Here is a 25,713-nt window from a genome sequence, read left to right on the forward strand (position 1 = left end):
CATGGTCAAACGCAGCGTTTGCATGTGCCGAGGTGCCAAATGACCGATCGCGTCGAGATCAACGGGCTCAAGATCGCCCGTGAGCTTCATGACTTTGCGATGAACGAAGTCCTTCCGGGGACTGGTGTGGATGCAGAGACCTTCTGGCATTCACTTTCCCAAATCGTTCACACGCTCTCGCCGCGCAACCGCGCGCTGCTTTCCAAAAGGGATGACCTGCAGGCGAAGATCGATGCCTGGCATCGCGCGAATCGCGCGCCGAGTGACCTGCAGGCCTATGAGGCCTTTCTCCGGGAGATCGGCTATCTCCTGCCTGAGGGGCCGGATTTCAAGGTGACGACTTCGGATGTCGACCCGGAGATCTCGCAGATTGCCGGGCCGCAGCTCGTCGTGCCGGTGATGAACGCGCGCTATGCGCTCAATGCCGCGAATGCACGCTGGGGTTCGCTCTACGATGCTCTTTACGGGACCGACGCCATTCCCGAAACGGCAGGCGCGGAGCGCGGCAAAGGGTTCAATCCGCAGCGGGGCGAGAAGGTTATTGCCTGGGCGCGCAAGTTCCTGGACGAGAGCATACCGCTAAGAAATGCGAGCTGGGCCGATGCGGCGCGGCTTTCTGTGAAGGACGGGAAGCTAGCTGTCGATTTCGACGGCGCCGCCGCTGACCTGGCGGACCCGGCGCAGTTCACCGGTTATAGCGGAGAGGCTGATAGTCCCCGCGAAGTGGTGTTGGCCCGAAACGGGCTCCATGTGCGAATCATCATAGATCGCAACCATCCGATCGGCAGCACCGACAGGGCAGGTATTGCCGACGTCGTCATGGAAGCCGCACTCACAACAATCATGGATTGCGAGGATTCCGTCGCGGCCGTCGATGCGGAAGACAAGGTGCTCGCCTACCGCAATTGGCTAGGCCTCATGAAGGGGGATCTTGAGGAGACGTTCCAGAAGGGCGGCACAACGGTCACGCGGAAGCTCAATCAGGATATCCGCCTCACTGCGCCCGACGGTTCGCCGATTAAGCTTCCCGGCCGTTCACTCATGCTCGTCCGCAATGTCGGCCACCTCATGACAAACCCGGCGATCCTCGACAGGGATGGCAAGGAGGTGCCCGAGGGCATCATGGATGCAATGTTCACGGCGTTGATCGCGCTGCACGACATTGGTCCAAACGGCCGGCGCATGAACAGCCGTGCCGGCTCCATGTATGTGGTAAAGCCGAAAATGCACGGGCCGGAGGAAGTCGCGTTTGCCGTGGAGCTCTTCGGCAGCGTGGAGGATGCGCTGGGCATGCGCCCCAATACGATCAAGATGGGCATCATGGACGAGGAGCGGCGCACGACCGTGAACCTTAAGGAGTGCATCCGAGCCGCTTCGGAGCGCGTAGTGTTCATCAATACCGGTTTCCTCGACCGCACGGGCGACGAGATCCATACCTCGATGGAAGCCGGCCCAATGATCCGCAAGGGCGATATGAAGCAGTCGACCTGGATAGCGGCTTACGAGAACTGGAATGTCGATATCGGGCTCCTGTGCGGACTTTCTGGCCGTGCCCAGATCGGCAAGGGCATGTGGGCGATGCCCGATCTGATGGCGGCCATGCTGGACCAGAAGATCGCCCATCCGAAGGCGGGCGCCAATACGGCTTGGGTCCCTTCGCCAACCGCGGCCACGCTGCACGCGACCCATTACCACCAGGTGGACGTAAAGGCGGTGCAGGAAGGCCTGAAATCCCGCACAAGGGCCAAGCTCGGCGATATCCTCTCCATTCCAGTGGCGGTGCGCCCGAACTGGTCGCCTGAAGATATCAGGCAGGAGCTCGACAACAACGCCCAGGGAATTCTCGGCTATGTTGTGCGCTGGATCGATCAGGGCGTGGGCTGCTCCAAGGTGCCGGACATCAATAATGTGGGCCTGATGGAAGACCGCGCGACACTGCGCATCTCCTCCCAGCACATCGCCAATTGGCTGCATCACGGCGTGGTTACGCCGGAGCAGGTGATGGAAACCATGAAGCGAATGGCGGAGGTGGTCGACAGTCAGAATGCAGGTGATCCCGACTACGAACCGATAGCGCCGAATTTTGAGGATTCCATCGCCTTTCAGGCTGCCTGTGACCTCGTCTTTAAGGGCCGCGAGCAGCCAAACGGCTATACGGAGCCGGTGCTGCATGCAAGGCGGCTCCAGAAGAAGGCTCAAGACAGGAAGGGTGCTGCGGCTGACAGCTCCAGAGGCTGACAAGGGCTCGGCTGTTGACGAGATATGCATTGGCCTTTCACGAGAGAACCGGCGCTGTATCGGCGGACGGTCGCTGTCATACTGCGCTGCCGGGCAAATGCGACCGGGCCTGAAGCTGCGCCTCGGCAGGGCGCGGACAGCCGGATAGCGCAGCCTTTGGCATGAATATCCTCGCCATTGATACCGCCGCCGCGTTCTGCTCCGCCTGCGTCTATGATGCTCAGGCAGCAGAGGAGAAAGGCCGCGCGGTTCTCGATCTCGGCAAGGGCCATGCCGAGCACATTATGGATGTGATCGAGAAGGCGCTGGGGCAAGCCCGGCTTTCCTTTAAGGAAATGGATGCGATCGCCGTTTCGGTAGGGCCGGGTTCATTTACGGGCCTGCGGGTCGGCATCTCCGCAGCGCGCGGCCTTGCGCTCGCGTTGAAAATCCCGGCCATAGGCGTGACCACGCTGGAAGCATTGGCGGCAGAAGCGCGCGCGGCCTTTCCTGGCCGCTCTGTGCTTTGCGCGCTGGGGCGGGCGGAACCGGTCGCTATGGCGCAATTCGATGCTGCCGGGCACTGCCTGGACGGGCCACGGCTCACCTCGGTTGAAAACCTTGTGCGGATTGCCGGGGAAGGAAGGCCGCTGCTGGTCGGCGACGCGGCAGAGCGCATTGCCGGGGAGGCGGATGAACATTTTGACATCGGATCTCGTGCTGCGACCTCGGATATTCTTTTTTATGCCCGTGTTGCGGCCAGCCGGCCGGCGGCGGGCGAAAAGCCCAAGCCGCTATATCTGCGCGCGCCGGACGCGAAGCCTCAGACCGGCTTTGCCGTGCCGCTAAAGGGGAGATGATGGCGTTTTCTCTCTCCCGATTGCTTAGAAAGACATTCGTCGTGCGCCCGCTGGAGATTGCTGACTGCCGGTTTCTGGCCATGCTGCACGAGGAGGATTTCGTGCGGCCCTGGACTGACGGGGAGTTCGAATCCCTTCTGTCCCAGGATACCGTATTCGGCTTCGCCGCTATTGAGGAAGGTGTTCCGGGCGGAAAACCCTGCGGGTTCGTCCTCGCGCGCCGCGCAGCCGGCGAGGCCGAAATCCTCACGGTCACCGTAGCCCGTGCTTTGCGCCGCCGCGGTATCGGCCGCATGCTGATGGATGCCGTTCTGCGCACATTGCATGCCGAACGCGTGGAGGCGCTGTTCCTGGAGGTGGATGAGAACAATGCGCCGGCGATCACGCTTTACCGGCGCCTGGGTTTTCGCCAGGTCGGCCATAGGCCCGATTATTACCGGGATGCAAGTGCACGCCAGAGCAATGCGCTGGTAATGCGCCGGGACCTCAGGTAGCGGACACTGGCCAGGAGTCGCGACATGCTCGGCAAGCTCCGCCTGATCGGAAGGATACTGCTCGTTGCCGGCTACACGCCGCCGCTTATCCTGATACAGGAATTGGCGCTGCGCACCCGGTGGTGGAGCGATCGTGTGGCGCCTCGCCTTTGGCACAGGCTCACGCTTAAAGTGCTGGGGATCAGGGTTCAGGTAAAGGGTGCGCCCACGGCGGAGCGTCCGCTGCTTCTCGTTTCCAATCACGTATCGTGGACCGATATACTTGTGCTGGGCTCCATCACCGGCGTGCATTTCGTCGCTAAGGCCGAAATGCGAGGCTGGCCGGTGCTCGGCACTTTCGCCCGCCTTCAACGCTCGGTATTCGTCGACCGGGAGCGCAAGCGAAGCGCTCCCGAGCAAGCGCGCGAAATCGCCTCGCGGCTGGCGGACGGCGATCCGATGGTGCTTTTCGCCGAAGGCACGACTGGCGACGGGACCAGCGTTCTGCCGTTCAAAAGCACCCTTTTTGGCGCGGCCTATATGGCGCTCGGTCAGGCAAAGAGCAGCCAGGTCATTGTACAGCCCGTGGCCATCGCCTATCTGCGCCGGAGCGGGCTGCCGCTTGACCGGCGTGAGCGCGGGGCGCTCGCCTGGATCGGCAACATGGATTTCGTGCCCCATCTTTTGGCGTTGCTTCGCCTCAAGGCCATCGACGTAGAAGTCCATTTCGGGGAATCCATCTCCTTTTCCGCGGACGGGGACAGGAAAGCGTTGGCACGCACAGCCGAGGCAGAGGTGCGGCGCATGCTGGTCGGCGCATTGCGTCAGCGGTGACCTGGAAGATTCGTCTGTTTTTTGGGATCGAAAGACGCTAGTTACGCGATCATGGAACAGAATTTGACGACGGAACGTTCAGAGACCTCCTCTTCCCGGGCAGGGACGGCCTCGCGCACGGATAAAAAAGTCTTCGTGAAGACCTATGGCTGTCAGATGAACGTTTACGACTCCCAGCGCATGGCCGATGCTCTGGCGGCAGAGGGTTACCGCGCGACTGATGTAATCGAAGACGCCGACCTGGTTTTGCTCAATACCTGCCATATTCGCGAAAAGGCGGCGGAGAAGGTCTATTCCGAGCTTGGGCGTATCCGGGTGCTTAAGGAGGAGCGGGCGAAACAGGGGCGCGAAACGGTCGTTGGCGTTGCGGGCTGCGTTGCCCAGGCGGAGGGGCGGGAAATTTTGCGCCGCGCCCCTGCCGTTGATCTCGTGATCGGCCCTCAGACCTATCACCGGCTTCCATCGGTGGTGACACGGGCGAGGGCCGGCGAGAAGATCGTCGAGACGGAATATGCCGTGGAGGATAAGTTCGACCACTTGCCCGCTCCCGAGCGGACCGCGGTCAGAAGCCGGGGTGTGACCGCATTTCTTACGGTCCAGGAAGGCTGCGACAAGTTCTGCACCTTCTGCGTGGTGCCCTATACGCGCGGCGCGGAGGTTTCACGGCCTGTGGCGCAGATCGTAGCGGAGGCCGAAAGGCTGGCGGAAGCCGGCGTTCGCGAATTGACCCTGCTTGGCCAGAATGTGAACGCCTGGCACGGCGAGGGACCGGACGGCCGCGAATGGGGTCTGGGCCGTCTGCTTTTCCGGCTAGCGGAAATCCCGGGCCTTGACCGGCTGCGCTATACAACCAGCCATCCTCGCGACATGGACGAGGAGCTCATTGCCGCCCACCGTGATCTTATTAAGCTGATGCCCTATCTCCACCTGCCGGTGCAGGCGGGGTCGGACCGCATCCTCAAAGCAATGAACCGGAAGCACACCGCCGCCGATTATCTGCGTTTGATTGAACGCATCCGCGCTGCCCGGCCCGACATTGCCATGTCCGGTGATTTCATTGTCGGCTTTCCGGGCGAGACGGATCGGGATTTCGAGGATACGATGCGCATCGTGCGCGATGTGAACTATGCCCAGGCTTTTTCCTTCAAATATTCGCCGCGGCCGGGAACGCCGGGTGCGGATATGCACGATCAGGTCCCGGACGCGGTGAAGGACGAACGGCTGCAGCGGCTCCAGGCGCTTCTTGCCGAGCAGCAGCGTGCTTTCGGCGAAAGCCTCGTCGGCACGGAGATCGACTTGTTGCTTGAAAAGCCGGGCCGCCAGGCCGGACAGCTTGTGGGCCGATCGCCCTGGCTGCAGCCCGTCATTGTCGAGGAGAATGCGGGGCAGATCGGCGATATCGTCCGTGTGCGGATCACGAGTTCGGGGGGGCATAGCCTCTTTTGTGAGCCGGCAGGAACAGCGAGAGTGGCCCTATGAAAGCCAAAAAAGGGGAACGCGTTTGACGGGTGGTCCGGAGCTCAAGCACACGCCCTCTGGGGCGTCCGACATGGCGCACATCGTGCTCACCTTCGACAACAACAAGCTTGCCAGCGCGCTTTACGGCCCCTTTGACGAGAACCTGGCTCGCCTTGAGCAGAAGCTGGGGGTCGATATACGGTCCAAGGGCAACCAGCTTTCCGTAAAGGGAGAATCGACGGCTGCGGAGCAGGCCCGGCGCGCGCTCGATTACCTCTATGGCCTGGTGCAGGGCGGTGCGGAGCTTTCCGCATCGGAGGTGGATGGTGCGATCCGGCTTGCGCAGGCTGCCGACGACCAGTTGAGCCTACCCACTTTGGAAGGCAAGGGAAGGCTCGCCGCCGCGCAGATTTCGACGCGCAAGCGCACCATCAACGCGCGCTCGACGAACCAGGACGCCTATATGCGCGCCCTGGAGCGTTCGGAGCTTGTCTTTGGCATTGGGCCGGCAGGTACGGGCAAAACCTTCCTTGCTGTTGCCTATGCCGCAATGCTGCTCGAGCGCGGCATGGTGGACCGGATCGTCCTCTCACGCCCGGCGGTTGAGGCAGGCGAGCGCCTGGGATTTCTGCCTGGCGACTTGCGGGAGAAGGTCGATCCCTATCTCAGGCCGCTTTATGACGCGCTCTACGAGATGATGCCCGCCGACAAGGTGGAGCGCGCTCTCGCGGCGGACGTCATCGAGATTGCGCCGCTGGCATTCATGCGCGGCCGGACGCTTTCCAACGCGGTAGTGATTCTGGACGAGGCGCAGAATACCACGCCGATGCAGATGAAAATGTTCTTGACCCGCCTTGGCGAGAACGGCCGCATGATCGTTACCGGCGATCCAAGCCAGATCGATCTGCCCCCCAACACTAAATCGGGTCTGATCGAGGCGCTGGATATCCTCAGGGATGTGCCGGGCATTGTTACCGTGCGCTTCAATGAGAAGGACGTGGTGCGCCATCCTCTGGTGGCGGCCATCGTGGAGGCCTATGACAGGCAGCCGCGTAAAACAACGGAGAGGCGGCGCGAAGGCGATGGTTGAGGGCGAAGCATCTTCGCCGGCTTTCACGATCGACTATGCCGTTGCGACCGGAGACTGGCCAGCCGAGGATGTGCTGCGCGGCCTTGTCGAACGTGCCGTAACGGCGGCTGCCGCGCGAACCGACGGCCCGCTGCAAGCAAGCCTGAGTGTTCTTTTCACCGACGATGCCGAAATGCGGGCGTTGAACGCCCGTTTCCGAGGCAAGGACAAGCCGACGAATGTGCTTTCATTCCCAGCGCCGGATAGCATGGTGCCGCCCGGGACGCCGCGTCATTTCGGCGACATAGCTCTTGGCTATGAAACGGTTTCGCGTGAGGCGAAGGAGGAGGGCAAGTCTTTCGAGCATCATCTCACGCATCTCGTCGTCCATGGCTTTCTACACCTTGCGGGCCATGATCATGAGACGGAAGTGGAAGCCGAGGAAATGGAGCAGCTCGAAAGGGAAATTCTCCAAAGCCTTGCCATCGGCGATCCCTACGCTTAACTTTGCGATAGCAACGATCAAAGGACAATGACTGAAGCTTCTATAATCGCCCCCGGCGGAACGCCGGAGAGTGCGGCTGCTCCCCCCGAGGAGGGGGAAGAGGGCCCGAGTAGGCCTCCGCAACGCCTGGAAAGCCGCTTATCGCTGTTTCAGCGCATTGCAGGCTTCTTCCGCTCGCGCAATGGCTCGACGCTGCAAAATGAGCTGGCTGAAGCTCTCGCCCAGCACACAACCGACGCTGCACCGCTCACCGTGGGCGAGCGGGCAATGCTCAACAACATTCTCCGTCTGCGCGAACTTCGCGTAGAGGACGTGATGGTGCCTCGCGCAGATATCGAGGCGGTGGAGATGTCCACCACACTTGGCGATCTTCTTAACCAGTTCGAGCGTGGCGCACACTCGCGCATGCCGGTCTATGTGGAGACCCTGGATGATCCGCGCGGTATGGTGCACATCCGTGACGTCGTGGCCCATCTGATCCGGACAGCGCGGCAGAAAAACGGGCGCGGCCGCAAAGTGCTTCCTGCGAACCCGTCGCTGTTGCTTGGCAATGTGGATCTCGACCGGACCGTGGGCGAGCTCGAAATCGTACGGCCGCTGCTCTTCGTGCCGCCTTCCATGCTTGCGTCGGACCTGATGGCCCGCATGCAGGCGGCGCGAATACAGATGGCTCTCGTGATCGATGAGTATGGCGGCACCGACGGACTCGTGTCTTTGGAGGACATCGTCGAGATGGTCATCGGCGATATCGAAGACGAGCATGACGAAGACGAGCCGATGATCGAGAAGACCGGAGACGGCATCTTCGTGGTCGACGCGCGCGCTGAGATTGACGAAGTGGCTCAAGCCATCGGCGAAAGCTTCAGGCCGGGTGAGCATGCGGAGGATGTCGACACGATCGGCGGCATGATCTTCAACATATTGGGCCGTGTTCCTGCCCGTGGCGAGGTCGTTCAAGCTGTCCCCGGTTTCGAATTCCATGTTCTCGACGCGGATCCGCGCAGGGTGAAGCGGGTGCGCATCATACAAGGGCGCACCGCGGAGCGGCGTCGCCGTATTCTCAAGGCGCCGGAGAGTTCGGTCGAGTAGGCGCCGGCCTCCAACTCCGAAGTCTTGCACTCGTCAAAACGGCATGTTGTTCTTGCGGCAGATTGCCGCACGACCACGCAGATACTGCCGGGTAGGCTCGTCGCTTGCGCCAATGCTCGATCAGTCACACTGGGCGCGGGTGGCGGATCCGTCGACGTGTATAACGCTTGTTAAAAAATGTTGATCACGTCGGCGATACGCTATTCCGACTCGGCTCGATGAGTTTGCGTTTCGCGCTCAGCCATCCGCCGGGGCTCCTATTGCCCTTGTGGCGCAAGTGCTACTAACACCCTTCTTAGTTACTCATTGTTACGCCATGTGTAGAAAAAGCTCCGGCGGAGCCGGAGGGGGCCGCCTATAGTTCGCCGTAGTCTTCAGTTTTCTGGCGGGGCCAAAGTTGGGAAAAACCTAACCCAAGGCCTTACATTTTTGATAGTTTAGGATATTGCCTGTAACGTTAAGCATAAGCGTGGCAGGTTCAGCCGTCGAATTGACATCGGCTAAGTAGCTTACGCATATGCAAATGCCGACTATTCGCGCAATGCCGGAGACCCGGCTGAGGGGGGCGTGAACCTCGTCGGTTCCTGTGTCAGTTATCCCGAGCGGCGAGGGATTGAATGAATACCAACGATAAGAAGAGGCCGAACCCAATTGATGTTCATGTCGGTAGTAGAATCAGACTCCGCAGGAACATGCTGGGAATCAGCCAAGAAAAGCTGGGCGAAAGCCTGGGCATTACATTCCAGCAAATTCAGAAATACGAAAAAGGAACAAACCGCGTAGGAGCGAGCCGGCTACAGGCGATCGCCTCCATTCTTAATGCGCCGGTTTCTTTTTTCTTTGAAGGCGCTCCAAACGAGGACGGGGACCCAGTTGCTGGACTTGCCGAGGAGGGAACACCTTATGTGGGTGATTTCCTGAGCAGCTCGGAAGGCATTCAGCTCAATCGCGCCTTTGTCAGGATTACGGATCCGAAGGTTCGCCGTCGGGTTCTCGATCTTGTCAAGGCTCTTGCGACCGACGGTACCGCACCGGATTAAATCAAGTTTTCTTGACCGGCTCACTGGCGGTGGCTAACTAGATGCTGCCAGTTGCCGGTATTATGCGCCGGCTTTTCTCAGAGGGGTTACCCGTGGCGCGCAGAAGCTATCTCTTTACAAGTGAATCTGTTTCCGAAGGCCATCCGGACAAGGTCTGCGACCGGATTTCGGACGAGATCGTCGATCTGGTCTATCGCGAAGCAAAGAAGGAAGGCATGGATCCCTGGAAGGTGCGCGTGGCCTGCGAAACGCTTGCCACCACCAACCGGGTCGTCATCGCAGGCGAGGTGCGCGTCCCCGACAGCCTCCTCAAGCGAGACAAGGAAGGCGATATTCTCAAGGATAGCCGCGGGCATCCTGCGATCAATCCTTCAAAGTTTCGTGCGGCAGCGCGCCGCGCGATACGCGCCATCGGATATGAGCAGGACGGGTTTCACTGGAAGACGGTGAAAATCGATGTGCTGCTTCATGCCCAGTCGCCCGATATCGGCCAGGGCGTCGACAGCGCCGCGGATCGGCAGGGCGAGGAAGGAGCCGGCGACCAGGGCATCATGTTCGGCTATGCCTGCCGTGAAACGCCCGATCTCATGCCGGCGCCGATCTATTATTCCCATCGCATTCTGCACACGCTTGCGGAAGCCCGCAAGGAGGGCCAGGGCGATGTGGCGAAACTCGGCCCCGATGCCAAAAGCCAGGTGACCGTCCGATATGTGGACGGCAAACCTGCCGCGGTGACCGAGATCGTGCTTTCCACCCAGCATCTCGACCCGAATTGGGACAGCAAGAAGGTCCGCCAGGTGGTCGAGCCTTACATACGCAAGGCGCTGGCGGATGGCGGCCTGACGATCGCCGACGACTGCCGTTGGTACATCAACCCTACCGGCAAATTCGTCATCGGAGGACCGGATGGCGATGCGGGTCTTACCGGCCGTAAGATCATCGTCGACACCTATGGCGGGGCAGCCCCTCACGGCGGCGGCGCCTTCTCAGGCAAGGACACGACCAAGGTTGACCGCTCGGCGGCCTATGCTGCGCGCTATCTTGCGAAGAATGTGGTGGCCGCTGGGCTTGCCGATCGCTGCACGATCCAGCTCTCCTATGCGATCGGCGTGGCACAGCCGCTGTCCATTTATGTGGATCTGCACGGCACAGGGCGCGTTTCGGAGGAGGAGGTGGAACTCGCCATCCGCCAAGTCATGGATTTGTCGCCTTCCGGTATTCGCCGCCATCTCGATCTCAACAAGCCGATCTATGCGAAAACCTCGGCCTATGGTCACTTCGGCCGCAAGCCTGGTGGGCGTGACGGCTCTTTCTCATGGGAGCGTCTGGATCTGGTGAAGGCGTTAAAACAGGCCATGGCTGCCGCCGCATAGGCAAAGCTAATGGCCGAACGCCATCCCGAACGATCTACAGAAGCATTCTTCGGACGCAGGCGCGGAAAGCGCTTGCGTTCGCAGCAAACGGCCGCGGTCGAGAAGCTGCTTCCCCGCCTCAAACTCGATCTGAGTTCCCCGGCTCCAGCCGCGCTCGACAGCCTGTTTGGCAAGCCACTGCGTGAAATACGGCTTGAAATCGGTTTCGGCGGAGGCGAGCACCTGCTCAATGAAATCCGGCGTCATCCTGATGTCGGTTTCATCGGCGTGGAGCCGTTCGTCAACGGTATGGCCAAGCTGGTCGCCGCGCTCGAAGGAGAGGCGCCGCCCAATTTGCGTCTTTATGATGATGATGCAACGAAGCTTCTTGATTGGCTGCCGGACAGCGCGATCTCGCGAATCGATCTTTTTTATCCGGATCCCTGGCCGAAAAAGCGCCACTGGAAGAGGCGCTTCGTCAATAAGGCCAATCTTGACCGCTTTGCCCGTGTATTGTGCGTGGACGGGCAGTTCCGCTTCGCCTCAGACATAGAGGGTTATGTCAACTGGACGCTGCTCGCTTGCCGTGCCCATCCGGACTTCAGGTGGGTCGCGAAAAGCGCGGAAGACTGGCGGCACCCGTATGAGGGATGGCCGGGAACGCGCTACGAGGCGAAAGCCATGCGCGAAGGCCGGCATCCCGCTTACCTGACATTTGTCCGCGTCTAGATCGTTTCAGCGACTAGAAGAAACGCTGAGCTGAGCCAAACCCTAAGGTTCTACCCAATTCCGGCGTGCCGGGATGCTCTAGAGCAACGTGATCTCCCGGAAGCGATCGGGATCGATGCCAAGCCTGACAAGATCGGCCGACCTGGGCTGTGCCCGGTTGCGGACGGCATTCGACACTCTCATGGCGCTGTCGACCATCCCGAAAAAGCTGCTAATTCCGCTGATAAAGGTGCGCTTACGCATTTTAGTCTCCAGCCATTGTCTGCCGAGGAAATAAGATGGCCGAAGACCGCGAGCTAGGGCCTTTTGTGCAACGCACCCATGCGTTTTTGTGCATTGCAACAATGATGCCTGCTTACCCGCGCTTGAATACCGCCGCCGTCTTAGCTATATCGAGGAGAAATTCTTGGTCACTATGACGAAGAGTGGGTCCTTCCGGTCCCGCTCTTTTTTGTTACCGCTGACCGCCAGAGGCTTGTAACCTATGCAGGACGATCGCATCATTCGAGAAACCGGCGCTGCCGCCCGCGTTGCGGCCATTGTCATGCCGGTGCTCGATGCGCTCGGGTACAGGCTGGTGCGGGTGCGCCTTTCTGCTCAGGACGGGCTGACGCTGCAGATCATGGCTGAACGTCCCGACGGGACCATGACTGTCGACGATTGCGAGGAGGTCAGTCGGGCGGTTTCGCCGGCGCTGGACGTTGAGGATCCGATTGATAGCGCCTATCAGCTGGAGATCTCCTCTCCCGGAATTGACCGGCCGTTGGTGCGCCTGAGCGATTTTCAGGCGGCGCTGGGTCATCTGGCCAAGGTCGAGACATCGGTGATGGTCGACGGGCGCAAGCGGTTCCGAGGTCAAATCGTCGGCTGCACAGGTGAAACGCTGACGATTGAACGGGACAAGGTCGCCGAGGGCGAAGCGCCGCTTGCGGAGATTCCGCTCGATGCAATCAGCGATGCGAAGCTGGTGTTGACGGACGCGCTTATTCGCGAGGCGCTGAAGAAGGACAAGGAAGAAAGGCGGCAGCGCAAGAAGGCTCGCCGCCGTGGTGAAAAGGGCGGCGTCGGGGACGACGGCACCGCAGGCGAGGAACAACCGGATTCGGCGAGAGAGGGTCCGGCCCGCTCCGCAAGTGAAGGAGAATGAACATGGCTGTCAGTGCAAACAGGCTGGAGCTCTTGCAGATCGCTGATGCGGTGGCTCGCGAGAAATCGATCGACAAGACGATCGTAATTCAGGCGATGGCGGATGCTATCCAGAAGGCCGCTCGCTCGCGCTATGGCCAGGAAACCAACATCCGCGCGGACATCAACGCTCAAACGGGCGAGATGAAGCTGCAAAGGCTGATGGAAGTTGTCGAGAATGTGGAAGAACCCGCACGGCAGATTTCCATTGTAGACGCGCGCACGCGCAATCCGGATGCGCAGGCTGGCGATTTTATCGCGGAGCAGCTTCCGCCGATGGATTTCGGCCGTATCGCTGCGCAGTCGGCCAAACAGGTGATCGTTCAGAAAGTGCGCGAGGCCGAGCGCGACCGGCAGTATGAGGAATATAAGGATCGCGTAGGCGAGATCGTCAACGGCACGGTCAAGCGCGTGGAATATGGGAACGTGATTGTGGATCTTGGCCGCGGCGAGGGCATTATCCGCCGTGACGAATTGATCCCGCGCGAGTCTTTCAAATATGGCGATCGCGTTCGTGCCTATGTCTATGACGTGCGTCGCGAGCAGCGGGGCCCGCAGATCTTTCTTTCCCGCACCCATCCGCAATTCATGGCGAAGCTCTTCACCATGGAGGTGCCGGAGATTTATGACGGGATCATCGAGATCAAATCGGTGGCCCGCGATCCGGGCAGCCGCGCCAAGATTGCGGTGATCAGCCACGATTCCTCGATCGACCCGGTCGGCGCCTGCGTGGGTATGCGCGGGTCCAGGGTTCAGGCCGTGGTGGCCGAGCTCCAGGGGGAGAAGATCGACATCATTCCCTGGAACGAGAACGCGGCGAGCTTCATCGTCAATGCGCTTCAGCCGGCGGAAGTCTCGAAAGTCGTGCTCGACGAAGACGCCGAGCGCATCGAGGTGGTTGTTCCCGACGACCAGCTTTCCCTTGCCATTGGACGTCGCGGCCAGAACGTGCGGCTTGCCTCCCAGCTCACCGGCTGGGACATCGACATCCTGACGGAGGAAGAGGAGTCTCAGCGCCGGCAGAAAGAGTTCACCGAACGCTCGAACCTCTTTATGGACGCTCTCAACGTCGATGAAATGGTCGGCCAGGTGCTGGCGTCCGAAGGGTTCACCAGCGTCGAGGAAATCGCCTATGTGGACGCGGACGAAATCTCTTCTATCGACGGCTTCGACGAGGATACGGCCGAGGAGATTCAGGCGCGTGCCCGGGAATATCTCGAGCGCATCGAGGCTGAACGGGATGCCAAGCGCAGAGAACTCGGTGTCTCCGACGATCTGCGCGAAATTCCTGGCATGACCACTGCAATGATGGTCAAGCTCGGCGAGGACGGCGTAAAAACCATAGAGGATTTCGCGGGCTATGCGGTTGACGACCTCGTAGGCTGGAGGGAGCGCAAGGACGGTGAGAACAAGTTCTTCCCGGGCGTCTTTTCAGATCTCGACCTCAGCCGCGCCGAGGCGGAACAGATGGTGGTCGCAGCTCGTCTGAAGATGGGCTGGATCAGCGAAGATGACCTGCAGTCGGAAGCCGAGGAAGAAACCGAGGAAACCCAGCCGATGGAAGGCTGATATGCAGGTTCGCTCGCTCAAGGGTCTTGTGAAACGCGATGAACGACCGCACATGTATCGTCACGCGGGAAACGCAGCAGCCGGATCGGCTGATCCGGTTTGTCGCGGGTCCGGACGGCACGGTCGTTCCGGATTTGAAACGCAAGCTGCCTGGTCGCGGCTGCTGGGTTGGCGCTGAGCGGGTTCTGGTCGAGAGGGCGGCCGCGAAAAATCTTTTCGCCCGCGCCCTGAAAGCGCCGGTGAAAGTTCCGCCCGGTTTGGCCGAAATGGTCGAATCTTTGCTGGCAAGCGCTGCTCTCGGCGCTCTTGGTCTTGCGCGCAAGGCCGGAGCCGTGGCATTGGGGGCGGCGAAGGTGGAAGCCGGAGTGCGCAGCGGCAGTGCTTTGGCCGTGCTGCACGCCAGCGAGGCTTCACAGGACGGCGTACGCAAGATCGCGAACGCGCGAAAATCGATAGCCCATGTCGGTGGCCCAATGGTGCCGGCATATAAACTCTTTTCGGAGGCCGAAATGAGTTTGGCATTGGGGGCGACAAATGTGATACATGCTGCCGTGCTCGACCGGGGGCCGGGCGAGGCAGCGCTGAGGCGCATCGACGCGCTTGCTCGATATCGAGGCATTGTCCCGGACCGGGAAGTGTCGAGCGCGGCGGATGCCGCAGAGGATATGGAATGACTGATACGAAGACCGGTGACGACAAGACGCTGAGCGTCAATACAAAAAAGACGCTGACGATTAAACGGCCCGGCGTAGAGCAGGGTACAGTGCGTCAAAACTTCTCCCATGGACGGACGAAGGCGGTCGTCGTCGAAACCAAGAAACGCAAATTCTCCAGGTCCGATGAGCGGGTGGAGCCGGTGGCGCCAATGCGCCCGAAGGCTCCTGCGCCGTCGCCAGCGCCCGCGCCTGCCCCTCAGCCGCGCGAGACGCCCCGGCCTCAACCGCAGCAATCGCGCTCAGGCGTCGTGCTTAACGAGCTTTCGGCCGATGAGATAGAAGCGCGCCGTCGTGCTCTGCAGGATGCGAAACTGCGCGAGACCGAGGAGCGCAAGCGCGCCGAGGAAGAGGCCAGGCGTCGTGCCGAAGAGGACGAGCGCCGTCAGCGCGAGCGAGAGGAATCCGCACGCCGCCAGGCGGAGGAGGAAGCTCGTCTCAAGGCAGAGGCGGAAGCCCGCAAACGTGCTGAGGAAGAAGCCAAGCGCCGGACACCCGTGGTCGAGACACCCGCCGTGGTGGCGGAGGCCGTGGAAGAGGAAGAAGAGCGCGGCGGCCGTGGCGGCCTCGCCAAGCGCGGAGCGGTAAAGCCGGAAGCGCCTGTTCGCCCCGTCAAACCTCGCGGCGAAGAGGAACGCCGGCGCGGCAAGCTCACGCTCAATTCCGCCCTTTCCGACGAGGAGTCTACGCGCAGCCGTTCCCTCTCCTCCATGCGGCGCAGGCAGGAAAAATTCAAGCGCGCCATGCAGCAGGAGCAGCGCGAGAAGGTCTCGCGCGAGGTCGTCATTCCGGAGACGATCACGATCCAGGAGCTTGCCCAGCGCATGGCCGAACGGGCCGTGGATGTCGTCAAATATTTCATGAAGCAGGGCCAGATCATGAAGCCCGGCGACGTGATCGACGCGGACACTGCCGAACTGGTGGCGGTCGAATTCGGCCATACGGCCAAGCGCGTGGCGGAATCCGACGTTGAGGAAGGACTTTTCAATATCGAGGACAGACCCGAGGACCTGAAGCCGCGTCCGCCCGTGGTCACCATCATGGGCCATGTTGATCATGGCAAGACCTCGCTGCTCGATGCGATCCGCAAGGCCAATGTCGTGGCTGGTGAAGCCGGCGGCATCACACAGCATATCGGCGCCTACCAGGTGGAGCAGGACGGGAACACGATCACCTTCATCGACACGCCCGGCCACGCGGCATTCACTGCCATGCGCGCCCGCGGCGCGCAGGCAACGGATATCGCCATCCTTGTGGTGGCGGCTGATGATAGCGTGATGCCGCAGACGGTGGAATCCATCAACCACGCCAAGGCAGCCGGTGTCCCGATCATCGTGGCCATCAACAAGATCGACAAACCGGATGCCAACCCGCAGAAGGTGCGCACGGAACTTCTCCAGCACGAGGTTTTCGTGGAATCCATGGGCGGCGATGTCCTGGATGTCGAGGTGTCCGCAATCAAAGGCACCAATCTGGACAAGTTGCTCGAGGCTATTCTGCTCCAGGCGGAAATACTCGAACTCAAGGCCAATCCAGATCGCACGGCCGAAGGTGTCGTTGTGGAGGCCAAGCTGGATCGCGGCCGCGGCTCCGTGGCGACTGTGCTTGTCCAGGCCGGCACGCTGAAGCCGGGCGATGTGATCGTGGCCGGCAGTGAATGGGGTCGCGTCCGTGCGCTCGTGAATGAGCGCGGGGAGGCAGTAAAGGTTGCGCCGCCATCGACCCCGGTGGAGGTTCTGGGCTTGCAGGGTCCGCCGCAAGCGGGTGACCGCTTTGCGGTCGTGGATACCGAGGCGAGGGCTCGCGAGATTTCCGAATATCGTCAGCGCAAGGCGCGCGAGAAGGCCGTTGCCCGTCAGGCCGGCCAGCGCGGCTCGCTGGAGCAGATGATGTCGCAGCTCCAATCGAGCGGTATGAAAGAGTTTCCGCTCATCATCAAGGGCGACGTGCAGGGCTCGATCGAGGCGATCGTCAACGCTCTCGAGAAGCTCGGCACCGAAGAGGTGCGCGCACGTATCGTCCATTCGGGGGCCGGCGCCATCACCGAAAGCGACATTTCGCTTGCGGAGACATCCGATGCCGCCATCATCGGCTTCAATGTGCGCGCCAACAAGCAGGCGCGGGATGCAGCCGAGCAGGCGGGAATCGAGATCCGCTATTACAACATCATCTACGACCTCGTGGATGATATCAAAGCGGCTATGTCCGGCCTGCTCTCGCCCGAGCGGCGTGAAACCTTCCTCGGCAACGCCGAGATTCTGGAGGTTTTCAACATCACCAAGGTTGGCAAGGTGGCCGGTTGCCGTGTCACCGAAGGCAAGGTCGAGCGCGGCGCGGGCGTCCGCCTCATCCGCGACAACGTGGTGATTCACGAGGGCAAGCTAAAGACGCTGAAGCGCTTCAAGGACGAAGTTTCAGAAGTTCCCGCGGGCCAGGAATGCGGCATGGCCTTCGAAAACTACGAGGACATCCGCGTTGGCGATGTGATCGAGGCTTTCCGCGTCGAGCATGTGACCCGCACGCTATAAGCAATTTGCCGGCGGCTTCTTGGCCGCCGGTTTCGCGGCCGCACTTTTGCCTATGGCAAACAGGGCCAAAATTGACGGTGGGAAACAGGTTTTCCGCCCGAAGCTTGACGATTGATTGCCATGCCCAGTTCCGCCCCTTCCCAACGGCAGCTTCGCGTCGGCGAGCAGGCTCGCCACGCGCTCTCGGACGTGCTCCAACGCGAGGATATGCGTGATCCGGCCCTTGAAGGCGCCGTGATTTCCGTTTCCGAGGTCCGCATGTCGCCGGATTTGAAGATTGCGACAGTATTTGTCTCGCCTCTGAGCGGCGACAAGGAAGCCATCATCGCAGCGCTTAACCGCCACGCGCGTTATATCCGTGGTCGGGTGAGCCCAGCGCTGCGGCAGATGAAGTATATGCCGGAATTTCGTTTTCACCTCGATACAAGTTACGAGAATTTCGAGAAGATCGACCGGATTCTGCGCTCTCCGGAGGTGGCGCGGGATCTTGGTGATGCCGACGACGAAGACGACAACGGCTGACGGACAAAACCCGACCACAGAAGGACTGCCATATGGCGCGTCGCGGAAAGAAAAAGGGCCGAGCCGTCTCGGGCTGGCTGGTGCTGGACAAGCCGGCCGGGCTTGGTTCCACGGAGGCTGTCTCCAAGGTGAAATGGCTGTTCGGCGCACAGAAGGCTGGACATGCCGGCACATTGGACCCGCTCGCCTCCGGCATGTTGCCCATCGCTCTTGGCGAGGCCACGAAGACCGTTCCCTATGTCATGGAAGGGGCGAAGGTCTACCGGTTCACGGTCGCTTGGGGTGAGGAACGCTCGACGGACGATCTTGAGGGACCGGTGACAAAGTCCTGTGACAAGGTGCCTGTGGAAGAGGACATACGAGCGCTCCTGCCGCGGTACACGGGGCTGATCATGCAAACGCCGCCCCAATTCTCCGCCGTGAAGATCGGTGGGGAACGCGCCTATGATCTGGCGCGAGAAGGCGAGGTGGTGGAAATTGCAGCGCGCGAGGTGGAGATCGGGCGGCTCGATCTCATTTCGATTCCCGAACCGAAAAAGGCCGTGTTCGAAGTGGAATGCGGCAAGGGGACCTATGTCCGCTCGCTCGCCCGCGATATGGGCCGCGATCTAGGCTGTTTCGGGCATGTCGCCGATCTCCGGCGCACAGAAGTCTACCCATTCGAGACGCAACAATTGGTGCCGCTGAAGGATTTGGAAGGCGCCGCAGCCGATGCGGAAACGGAAAGCGATCGATTTTCTGCCCTGGACTCCTATCTTCTCGATACGGAAGCGGCCCTCGACGGATTACCCGAAATCGTCCTGGGCGATGATGCGGCAGGCCGTATCCGGCTTGGGAATCCGGTGATCGTGCGCGGCCGGGACGCTCCGGTACAGGCGCCGGAAGCTTGGGCCAGCCTGCGCGGCCGTTTGATCGCGATCGGCATGGTGGAGGCCGGCATGTTCAAGCCGAAAAGGGTTTTTGGGCTCTAACGGGGAACGAGGTCCTTAAGCTTTATGTTGCAACGCTTGCCCTAGTTTCGCATTGAAGGAGAGATGCGGGTTGGATCGGCAAGGTGTGGGCGACGTGGACACCAGCGTTAATCGCCCTGATGCAAAGCACGGGTTCAGGCAGAAGCTGCGCGCGCGGCTGACAGGCCCGAAATCGATCGGCTTTTATCTTTTTTTGCTGATCCTGGTCACCATTGTCCCGGCGCTTGCCATCTCGGCGGTGCTTCTGCAGCGTAACGACGCGGCGCAGCGCGCGGTGGTCGAGACATTGGCGGAAGCTATGGCCGGCTCCATAGCAGAGGCCGTGGATAGGGAACTAAGCGGCATGGTGACCACGCTCAGGGTGCTGTCGACCACGCGCTCACTCACAACCGGCAACCTGCACGACTTTTATGAGCGCTCGAGGATGGCGCTCGCGGGAACCGGGTCCTATCTCATCGTGCTTGACGGAAATCTCAGGCAACTTCTGAACACACGTGTCCCGTTCGGCGCCTCGCTTGGACCAACCGCAAATCCCGCCTCGGCAAAGCAGGCCCTTCAGACCCGCGCTGCTGTGGTCTCCGGCGTTTTCTTCGGCCAGGTTTCGCAAAAGTGGGTCTTCAATGTCATCTTGCCGATCCTGCGCGAGAACCAGCCGCCGCTTCTGCTGGTGCTGACGCGCAATGCAGAGACTATGGCCGACACGCTTTCACAGGAAATGCTGCGCGGCGGGTGGAATGCCTCGTTGCTTGACCGGGAGGGGATAGTAATTGCCTCCTCCTTCATGTCGTCCAGCATTGGCAAGCCATTCTTCCTCGATGTCCATAACGGCCGTGAACCGCAGACCGGTCGCATTTCCGAAAGTGTCGACTCGCAATCCTACGTGGCGATCGTGGATGAGTCGGCCTATAGCGGCTGGAAAGTGGTCGTCTGGGCGCCAACGGCGGCCGTCGAGGAGCCAACGCGACGCGCTTTGCGATCGCTGTTCAGCAGCAGTCTGGTGATCATAGCCATCGGAACGCTGGCGGCCTGGCTGATCGGGCGGCAAATTGCCCGGTCCATCCGCCGCCTCGCCTATGATGCACGAAGATTGGGCGCCGGACAGGCGGTGGATGCCGTGCGCTATCCAATCGCCGAGGTGGCAACGGTTTCCGCGGCGCTTTCGGAGGCGGCAACCGATCGGAAAACCGCGGAAAATGAGATCCGGCTTCTCATGCGCGAGGTGGCTCACCGGGCTAAAAATCAGCTCACCGTGGTCTCATCAATGGCAAAGCAGACGGCCCGCAGTTCGCGCTCCCTGCCGGTCTTCCTCGATTCGTTCCAGAAGCGCCTTTATGGCCTTGCGCGTTCGACAGATCTTCTCATCGCAGGCGGCGCCACCGGTGTGGAGCTGCGCGAATTGCTGATGGCGCAAATCGAGCCCTTCCGGCCCGAGGATATGAAGCGGCTCGATATTTCGGGCCCTCCTTTCCGTCTTTCCAATCAGGCGGCGCAAACCATCGGCCTTGCCGTGCACGAGCTGGCGACGAATGCCGCCAAATATGGTGCTTTCGGTGCGCGGACGGGCCGATTGTCGGTCACCTGGACAATCGACGGAGAGGTGCTGGTTCTCACCTGGCGCGAACATCTCACGCTGCTGCGGCGGCGGTCGATGCGGCGCGGTTTCGGCACGGAGATCATCGAGCGCATGTTGGGGGGCACGCTTGACGCGGAGATATCGCGTACGTTTCATCGCGACGGCCTCGAATGCATTTTTCGCATCCCGTTGAAGCGCCTCGCACCCGAGCGGACGCAACCCGCCTCGCCCTTCTGATCGCCTTTTAGCTGGCAATCATTCGGATTATGCCTTATATGCGCCGCATCACAGCGCCTTTAGCGCCCTGTGGAAAATGGCCCTTGCTGGACGACATCCCGGCTGTGGGCGGCTTATTCCTCTAGTTAATGAAAGGACCCCGATGTCGATTACTGCCGAGCGCAAGCAGGAGCTTTTGAAGGAATTCGCGACTGCCAATGCTGACACCGGTTCGCCGGAAGTCCAGGTCGCCCTCCTCACCGAGCGCATCAAGAACCTGACCGAGCATTTCAAGGAGCACCAGAAGGATAACCATTCCCGTCGTGGTCTCCTCAAACTCGTCTCGCAGCGCCGTCGTCTGCTCGACTATGTCAAGCGGAAGGACGAGGCTCGCTACCAGGCGTTGATCGAAAAGCTCGGGCTGCGTCGTTAGTTCTGGAGGCGGGTTCTCCTCGGGGGAACCCGCCCCAGTTTATTGGCCCTGTAAGGACAGGTGCCATCCGGCTCTGGGCAAGTGGCCTGAGGCCGCCGACGGACAGGTCATGGGGCAGGATTGCGGGATGCTTGTGAGCCGCCAGGCGGCTTGGAACCAAGCTTCACGTTGTCTTGCCCGTGGCTCGTCCTAAAATGAAAGAGAAATGAAGTGAGACTGCTATGTCTTGCTTTCAAGCGTTAAGGACAAGACATGTTCAATCATCATAAAGTGGAAATTGAATGGGGTGGGCGGCCGCTCATCCTGGAAACGGGCAAGATCGCCCGCCAGGCCGACGGTGCGGTTCTCGCGACCTACGGCGAAACTGTCGTGCTGGCCACCGTCGTCTCGGCCAAGGAGCCGAAACCCGGGATCGATTTCTTCCCGCTCACCGTGAATTATCAGGAAAAGACCTTCGCGGCCGGCAAGATCCCTGGCGGTTATTTCAAGCGTGAGGGGCGTCCGAGCGAGAAGGAGACGCTGGTCTCCCGCCTCATCGATCGTCCGATCCGTCCGCTCTTCGTCGAAGGCTACAAAAACGACACCCAGGTGATCATCACCGTTCTCCAGCACGACCTGGAGAACGATCCGGACATCCTGTCCATGGTTGCCGCTTCGGCCGCGCTGACGCTTTCGGGTGTTCCCTTCATGGGGCCGGTAGGGGCTGCTCGCGTTGGCTATGTCGGCGGCGAGTACATTCTTAACCCGCACCTCGACGAAATGGCGGAGACCAAGCTGGACCTCGTCGTGGCGGGCACTAGCGATGCGGTGCTGATGGTGGAGTCGGAAGCTCACGAGCTGCCCGAGGACGTGATGCTCGGCGCCGTGATGTTCGGGCACAGGAATTTCCAGCCGGTCATCGACGCCATTATCAAGCTCGCCGAAGTCGCGGCGAAAGAGCCCCGCGAATTCCTGCCTGAGGATCTTTCCGCGCTTGAGGCCGAGATGCTGAAGGTGGTCGAGGCTGACCTGCGTGACGCGTACAAGATCACCAACAAGCAAGCTCGCTACGATGCCGTGAATGCTGCCAAGGCAAAGGTGAAGGAAGCTTTCCTTCCGGAAGGTGCCGAGGCATACAAGTGGACGCCTGAGCAGGTGGCCACGGTCTTCAAGGCGCTCCAGGCAAAGATCGTGCGCTGGAACATCCTCGACACCGGCTCCCGTATTGACGGCCGCGATTTGAGGAGCGTTCGCCCGATCGTCGCGGAAGTGGGCGTACTGCCCCGTACGCACGGCTCTGCCGTCTTCACCCGCGGGGAGACGCAGGCCCTTGTGGTCGCGACCTTGGGTACCGGCGAGGACGAGCAATATGTCGATTCCCTGACAGGTACCGTCAAGGAAACCTTCATGCTGCACTACAACTTCCCGCCCTATTCGGTGGGTGAGACCGGCCGCATGGGCTCTCCGGGTCGGCGTGAGATCGGCCACGGCAAGCTCGCCTGGCGCGCGGTGCACCCGCTGCTCCCGGCACCGGAGCAGTTCCCCTACACGATCCGCGTTGTGTCCGAGATCACCGAGTCGAACGGCTCTTCCTCAATGGCCACTGTCTGCGGCACCTCGCTGGCTCTGATGGACGCGGGAGTGCCGCTTGCCAAGCCGGTGGCTGGCATCGCGATGGGCCTCATCAAGGAAGACGACCGCTTTGCCGTGTTGTCCGACATTCTCGGTGACGAGGATCATCTTGGCGATATGGACTTCAAAGTGGCAGGCACCGCCGAAGGCGTCACCTCGCTGCAGATGGACATCAAGATCACCGGCATCACCGAAGAGATCATGAAAGTCGCCCTGGAGCAGGCAAAGGATGGCCGTTTGCATATTCTGGGCGAAATGGCCAACGCGCTCTCGGAAAGCCGCGGCGAGCTTGGTGAGTTCGCTCCGCGCATCGAGGTCATGCACATCCCGACCGACAAGATCCGTGACGTGATCGGCACTGGCGGGAAGGTGATCCGCGAGATCGTTGAGAAGACCGGCGCCAAGATCAATATCGAGGACGACGGCACGGTGAAGATCGCCTCCAGCAATGGCAAGGAGATCGAGGCGGCTCGCAAGTGGATTCATTCCATTGTCGCCGAACCGGAGGTGGGAGAGATCTATGAGGGCACGGTCGTAAAGACAGCCGATTTCGGCGCATTCGTGAACTTCTTCGGTCCTCGGGATGGCCTGGTCCACATTTCGCAACTGGCGCCCGAGCGCGTCCAGAAGACCACGGATGTGGTGAAGGAAGGCGACAAGGTCTTCGTCAAGCTCATGGGATTTGACGAGCGCGGGAAGGTGCGCCTTTCCATGAAGGTCGTCGATCAGGAGACCGGTAAGGAAATCGTACAGGAGAAGAAGGAAGAGAAGCAGGAAGCCGAAGGCTGATCTCTCTTTCACTGTGTTATCTTCCAGCGGGCGCCGCTATTGCTGCGCCCGTTCCTGTTTCTGGCCTGCGGTGAGCAGCACCGATGCACGAAGCTCTGCCAACACTCCTCTATCCATTCGAGCGCGGCATTCTCGATTTGCCGGGCGCAGGCGCGCGCCTGCTCGTTCTCGGCGCATCTGCTGGCCTGCGCCTGCCTGAAACCGCCGCCGAAGTTGATGTGGTGGTGGACTTTCGCCCTGATTTCCTCGCCCTGGAGAAGGCCGGCTTTGCCGTCAGCGCGGAAGTGAAACGGAACGGCTATGATGCGGCGCTGCTTCTCCTCGGCCGGAATAGGCGGGAGAACGAAGCGCGGCTGGCTGAGGCGCTCAGATCCGTTCATCCCGGCGGGATCATTCTTGCCGCGGGCATGAAAAAAGACGGTGCGCAAAGCCTTCGAAAACAAGTCGCTGAGCGTCTTCCGCTGGAAAACGCGATCTCAAAATTTCATGGCCTCGCCTTTTGGCTTCGCCGTCCCGAGCGGCTGGAAGCGGATGTCCTCTCAGTCCTATCCGGACCCGCAGGCATTACGCCCGAGGGCTATGAAACTGCTGTCGGAGGGTTTTCGGAAGGCTTGGCCGATCCGGGCTCCCGTTTCCTCATTGACAATCTGCCGCCCGACATTTCCGGCAAGGTTGCAGACTTCGCGGCCGGCTGGGGATTTCTTTCGCTACGGCTTGTCGAGCGTTTCTCGATTATGGCGACCGATCTCTATGAAGCCCATCTTCCTTCCCTGGAGTCGGCCAGACGGAATCTGGCTGAGCAGGCTCCCGGCGTGAATTGCCGCTATTTCTGGCACGACCTTCTAAACGAGCCTGTCCCGCATCGCTATGACGTGATCCTCATGAATCCGCCTTTTCATCGTGGCCGCGCGGCCGAGCCGGAGATCGGCCGAGGCATGATCGGGGCGGCAGCAAAGGCTCTCAACCCTGGCGGCAGGCTTTTCCTCGTTGCCAATCGCGGCCTGCCCTACGAGCGCATAATGGAAAACGCCTTCCGCCAGCAGGGCGAAATCGCCCGCGACGAAAGCTATAAGGTGCTGTGGGGACGGAAATAGCCCGCTGTCCGTTGGACGGTTGCGCCCGCTATTTCGCTTTCGGGACGTCGCCCTCGGCTTGGGCCTTTTCGGAGGCTTCGCCTGAGCGCTTCAGTTCCTCAAGCACCGGCATGGAAACGATATTGTAGCCCGAATCCACATAGTGGATTTCCCCCGTTACGCCCGAGGAAAGTTCCGACAGCAGATAGAGCGCTGACCCGCCGATCTCGTCTATCGTGACGGTGCGGCGCAGTGGTGAGTTGCGTTGCTGGTAGGTGAACATATGCCGCGCGTCGGAAATTCCAGCGCCTGCAAGCGTCCGCACCGGGCCGGCAGAAATCGCGTTCACGCGGATTCCGCGCGGGCCGTAATCATTGGCAAGATAGCGCACACTCGCTTCAAGGCCGGCCTTGGCAACGCCCATCACGTTGTAATTGGGCATCACGCGGACGGATCCGGCATAGGTAAGGGTGAGGAGGCTCCCGCCATTGTCCATCATTGCCGCCGCCTTGCGGCTGACTTCGGTGAAGGAATAGCAGGAGATAACCATCGTGCGGATGAAGTTTTCCCGCGTGGTGTTGGCGTAAAGGCCTTTCAGCTCGTTGCGGTCGGAAAAACCGATGGCATGCACGAGGAAATCGAGCGAGCCCCATTCCGACGCAAGGGTCTCGAAAACGCCATCAATCGAGGCGCTGTCTTCGACGTCGCAGGGCAGAAGCAGCTTTGCTCCCAACTGATCGGCCAGTGGCTTCACGCGGCGCCCGAAAGCATCCCCCTGATAGGTAAATGCGAGCTGCGCCCCTTGCTCGGCGAGTTTCTTTGCAATGCCCCAGGCGATCGAATGATCGTTCGCGACGCCCATGATGACGCCGCGCTTCCCCTTCATAAGAGATTCCATCATCCC

Annotated in this window: 23 protein-coding genes; 21 read left to right on the forward strand and 2 right to left on the reverse strand. The window is 60.8% G+C overall.

The annotated features are described in order from the left end of the window. Nucleotides 1-39 precede the first annotated feature (39 nt). The 11 genes from GNP00_RS18390 (at nucleotide 40) to trmB (ending at nucleotide 11,626) form a co-directional block, all read left to right on the forward strand. Nucleotides 40-2,238 carry a malate synthase G gene (locus tag GNP00_RS18390; RefSeq protein WP_011583223.1) on the forward strand — a complete coding sequence of 733 codons (2,199 nt, stop codon included), beginning with the start codon at nucleotides 40-42 and terminating at the stop codon, nucleotides 2,236-2,238. Between the two features lie 161 nt (nucleotides 2,239-2,399). Continuing rightward, nucleotides 2,400-3,077, forward strand: coding sequence for a tRNA (adenosine(37)-N6)-threonylcarbamoyltransferase complex dimerization subunit type 1 TsaB (gene tsaB / locus GNP00_RS18395; RefSeq protein ID WP_011583224.1), 678 nt, complete (start codon nucleotides 2,400-2,402; stop codon nucleotides 3,075-3,077). Then, nucleotides 3,077-3,571 (forward strand): ribosomal protein S18-alanine N-acetyltransferase, encoded by a 495-nt coding sequence (gene rimI / locus GNP00_RS18400; RefSeq protein ID WP_011583225.1) that lies wholly within the window; start codon nucleotides 3,077-3,079, stop codon nucleotides 3,569-3,571. Before tsaB ends, rimI begins: the two co-directional genes overlap by 1 nt. A gap of 24 nt (nucleotides 3,572-3,595) precedes the next feature. Continuing rightward, entirely contained in the window at nucleotides 3,596-4,384 is a 789-nt protein-coding gene (gene olsA / locus GNP00_RS18405) for a lyso-ornithine lipid O-acyltransferase (RefSeq protein ID WP_011583226.1), read from the forward strand. 51 nt (nucleotides 4,385-4,435) lie between these two features. Beyond that, complete coding sequence (miaB, locus tag GNP00_RS18410) at nucleotides 4,436-5,863, forward strand: tRNA (N6-isopentenyl adenosine(37)-C2)-methylthiotransferase MiaB (RefSeq protein ID WP_011583227.1); 1,428 nt, start codon at nucleotides 4,436-4,438, stop codon at nucleotides 5,861-5,863. Between the two features lie 70 nt (nucleotides 5,864-5,933). Then, on the forward strand, nucleotides 5,934-6,932 hold the full coding sequence (locus tag GNP00_RS18415; RefSeq protein WP_049764877.1) for a PhoH family protein: 999 nt from the start codon (nucleotides 5,934-5,936) through the stop codon (nucleotides 6,930-6,932). Continuing rightward, on the forward strand, nucleotides 6,925-7,416 hold the full coding sequence (gene ybeY, locus GNP00_RS18420) for an rRNA maturation RNase YbeY (protein WP_011583229.1): 492 nt from the start codon (nucleotides 6,925-6,927) through the stop codon (nucleotides 7,414-7,416). The genes GNP00_RS18415 and ybeY overlap by 8 nt, the downstream gene beginning before the upstream one ends. Before the next feature lie 27 nt (nucleotides 7,417-7,443). Continuing rightward, nucleotides 7,444-8,505: a hemolysin family protein gene (locus GNP00_RS18425; protein WP_011583230.1), complete on the forward strand. Its 1,062-nt coding sequence runs from the start codon at nucleotides 7,444-7,446 to the stop codon at nucleotides 8,503-8,505. 617 nt (nucleotides 8,506-9,122) lie between these two features. Next, complete coding sequence (locus GNP00_RS18430) at nucleotides 9,123-9,545, forward strand: helix-turn-helix domain-containing protein (RefSeq protein WP_011583231.1); 423 nt, start codon at nucleotides 9,123-9,125, stop codon at nucleotides 9,543-9,545. Nucleotides 9,546-9,607: 62 nt separating this feature from the next. Next, nucleotides 9,608-10,918, forward strand: a complete 1,311-nt coding sequence (metK, locus tag GNP00_RS18435; protein ID WP_198139758.1) for a methionine adenosyltransferase — start codon at nucleotides 9,608-9,610, stop codon at nucleotides 10,916-10,918. A gap of 9 nt (nucleotides 10,919-10,927) precedes the next feature. Further along, entirely contained in the window at nucleotides 10,928-11,626 is a 699-nt protein-coding gene (gene trmB / locus GNP00_RS18440; protein ID WP_011583233.1) for a tRNA (guanine(46)-N(7))-methyltransferase TrmB, read from the forward strand. A 78-nt stretch (nucleotides 11,627-11,704) separates the two neighbouring features. Here the strand turns inward: trmB and GNP00_RS18445 are convergent, their stop codons facing one another. Then, nucleotides 11,705-11,869, reverse strand: a complete 165-nt coding sequence (locus tag GNP00_RS18445) for a hypothetical protein (protein WP_166016200.1) — start codon at nucleotides 11,867-11,869, stop codon at nucleotides 11,705-11,707. 241 nt (nucleotides 11,870-12,110) lie between these two features. On the opposite strand from GNP00_RS18445, the gene rimP reads away from it, so the two are divergent. The 10 genes from rimP to GNP00_RS18495 all read left to right on the forward strand — a co-directional run bounded on the left by rimP (nucleotide 12,111) and on the right by GNP00_RS18495 (nucleotide 24,830). Next, nucleotides 12,111-12,773, forward strand: a complete 663-nt coding sequence (rimP, locus tag GNP00_RS18450) for a ribosome maturation factor RimP (protein WP_011583235.1) — start codon at nucleotides 12,111-12,113, stop codon at nucleotides 12,771-12,773. A 2-nt stretch (nucleotides 12,774-12,775) separates the two neighbouring features. Beyond that, nucleotides 12,776-14,380, forward strand: a complete 1,605-nt coding sequence (nusA, locus tag GNP00_RS18455; RefSeq protein WP_011583236.1) for a transcription termination factor NusA — start codon at nucleotides 12,776-12,778, stop codon at nucleotides 14,378-14,380. 38 nt (nucleotides 14,381-14,418) lie between these two features. Then, the gene (locus GNP00_RS18460) at nucleotides 14,419-15,054 is read left to right on the forward strand and encodes an RNA-binding protein (RefSeq protein WP_011583237.1); all 636 of its coding nucleotides are present in this window, start codon (nucleotides 14,419-14,421) and stop codon (nucleotides 15,052-15,054) included. Further along, the gene (gene infB / locus GNP00_RS18465) at nucleotides 15,051-17,621 is read left to right on the forward strand and encodes a translation initiation factor IF-2 (protein WP_011583238.1); all 2,571 of its coding nucleotides are present in this window, start codon (nucleotides 15,051-15,053) and stop codon (nucleotides 17,619-17,621) included. The genes GNP00_RS18460 and infB overlap by 4 nt, the downstream gene beginning before the upstream one ends. Nucleotides 17,622-17,741: 120 nt before the next feature. Beyond that, complete coding sequence (rbfA, locus tag GNP00_RS18470) at nucleotides 17,742-18,143, forward strand: 30S ribosome-binding factor RbfA (RefSeq protein ID WP_011583239.1); 402 nt, start codon at nucleotides 17,742-17,744, stop codon at nucleotides 18,141-18,143. Nucleotides 18,144-18,175: 32 nt separating this feature from the next. Then, a complete protein-coding gene (gene truB, locus GNP00_RS18475) occupies nucleotides 18,176-19,114 on the forward strand; it encodes a tRNA pseudouridine(55) synthase TruB (protein ID WP_011583240.1) in 939 nt (312 codons plus the stop codon). Nucleotides 19,115-19,184: 70 nt separating this feature from the next. Continuing rightward, nucleotides 19,185-20,924, forward strand: a complete 1,740-nt coding sequence (locus GNP00_RS18480) for a sensor histidine kinase (protein WP_011583241.1) — start codon at nucleotides 19,185-19,187, stop codon at nucleotides 20,922-20,924. Nucleotides 20,925-21,066: 142 nt separating this feature from the next. Further along, nucleotides 21,067-21,336: a 30S ribosomal protein S15 gene (gene rpsO, locus GNP00_RS18485; RefSeq protein WP_011583242.1), complete on the forward strand. Its 270-nt coding sequence runs from the start codon at nucleotides 21,067-21,069 to the stop codon at nucleotides 21,334-21,336. A 252-nt stretch (nucleotides 21,337-21,588) separates the two neighbouring features. Further along, on the forward strand, nucleotides 21,589-23,736 hold the full coding sequence (gene pnp / locus GNP00_RS18490) for a polyribonucleotide nucleotidyltransferase (RefSeq protein ID WP_011583243.1): 2,148 nt from the start codon (nucleotides 21,589-21,591) through the stop codon (nucleotides 23,734-23,736). An 83-nt stretch (nucleotides 23,737-23,819) separates the two neighbouring features. Continuing rightward, nucleotides 23,820-24,830 carry a class I SAM-dependent methyltransferase gene (locus GNP00_RS18495; protein WP_011583244.1) on the forward strand — a complete coding sequence of 337 codons (1,011 nt, stop codon included), beginning with the start codon at nucleotides 23,820-23,822 and terminating at the stop codon, nucleotides 24,828-24,830. A gap of 28 nt (nucleotides 24,831-24,858) precedes the next feature. On the opposite strand, the gene fabI is transcribed toward GNP00_RS18495, so the two are convergent. After that, on the reverse strand, nucleotides 24,859-25,707 hold the full coding sequence (gene fabI, locus GNP00_RS18500) for an enoyl-ACP reductase FabI (protein WP_011583245.1): 849 nt from the start codon (nucleotides 25,705-25,707) through the stop codon (nucleotides 24,859-24,861). Between the last annotated feature and the right edge of the window lie 6 nt (nucleotides 25,708-25,713).

The sequence above is a fragment of the Chelativorans multitrophicus genome (assembly GCF_011317445.1).
Classification (GTDB): Bacteria; Pseudomonadota; Alphaproteobacteria; order Rhizobiales; family Rhizobiaceae; genus Chelativorans; species Chelativorans multitrophicus.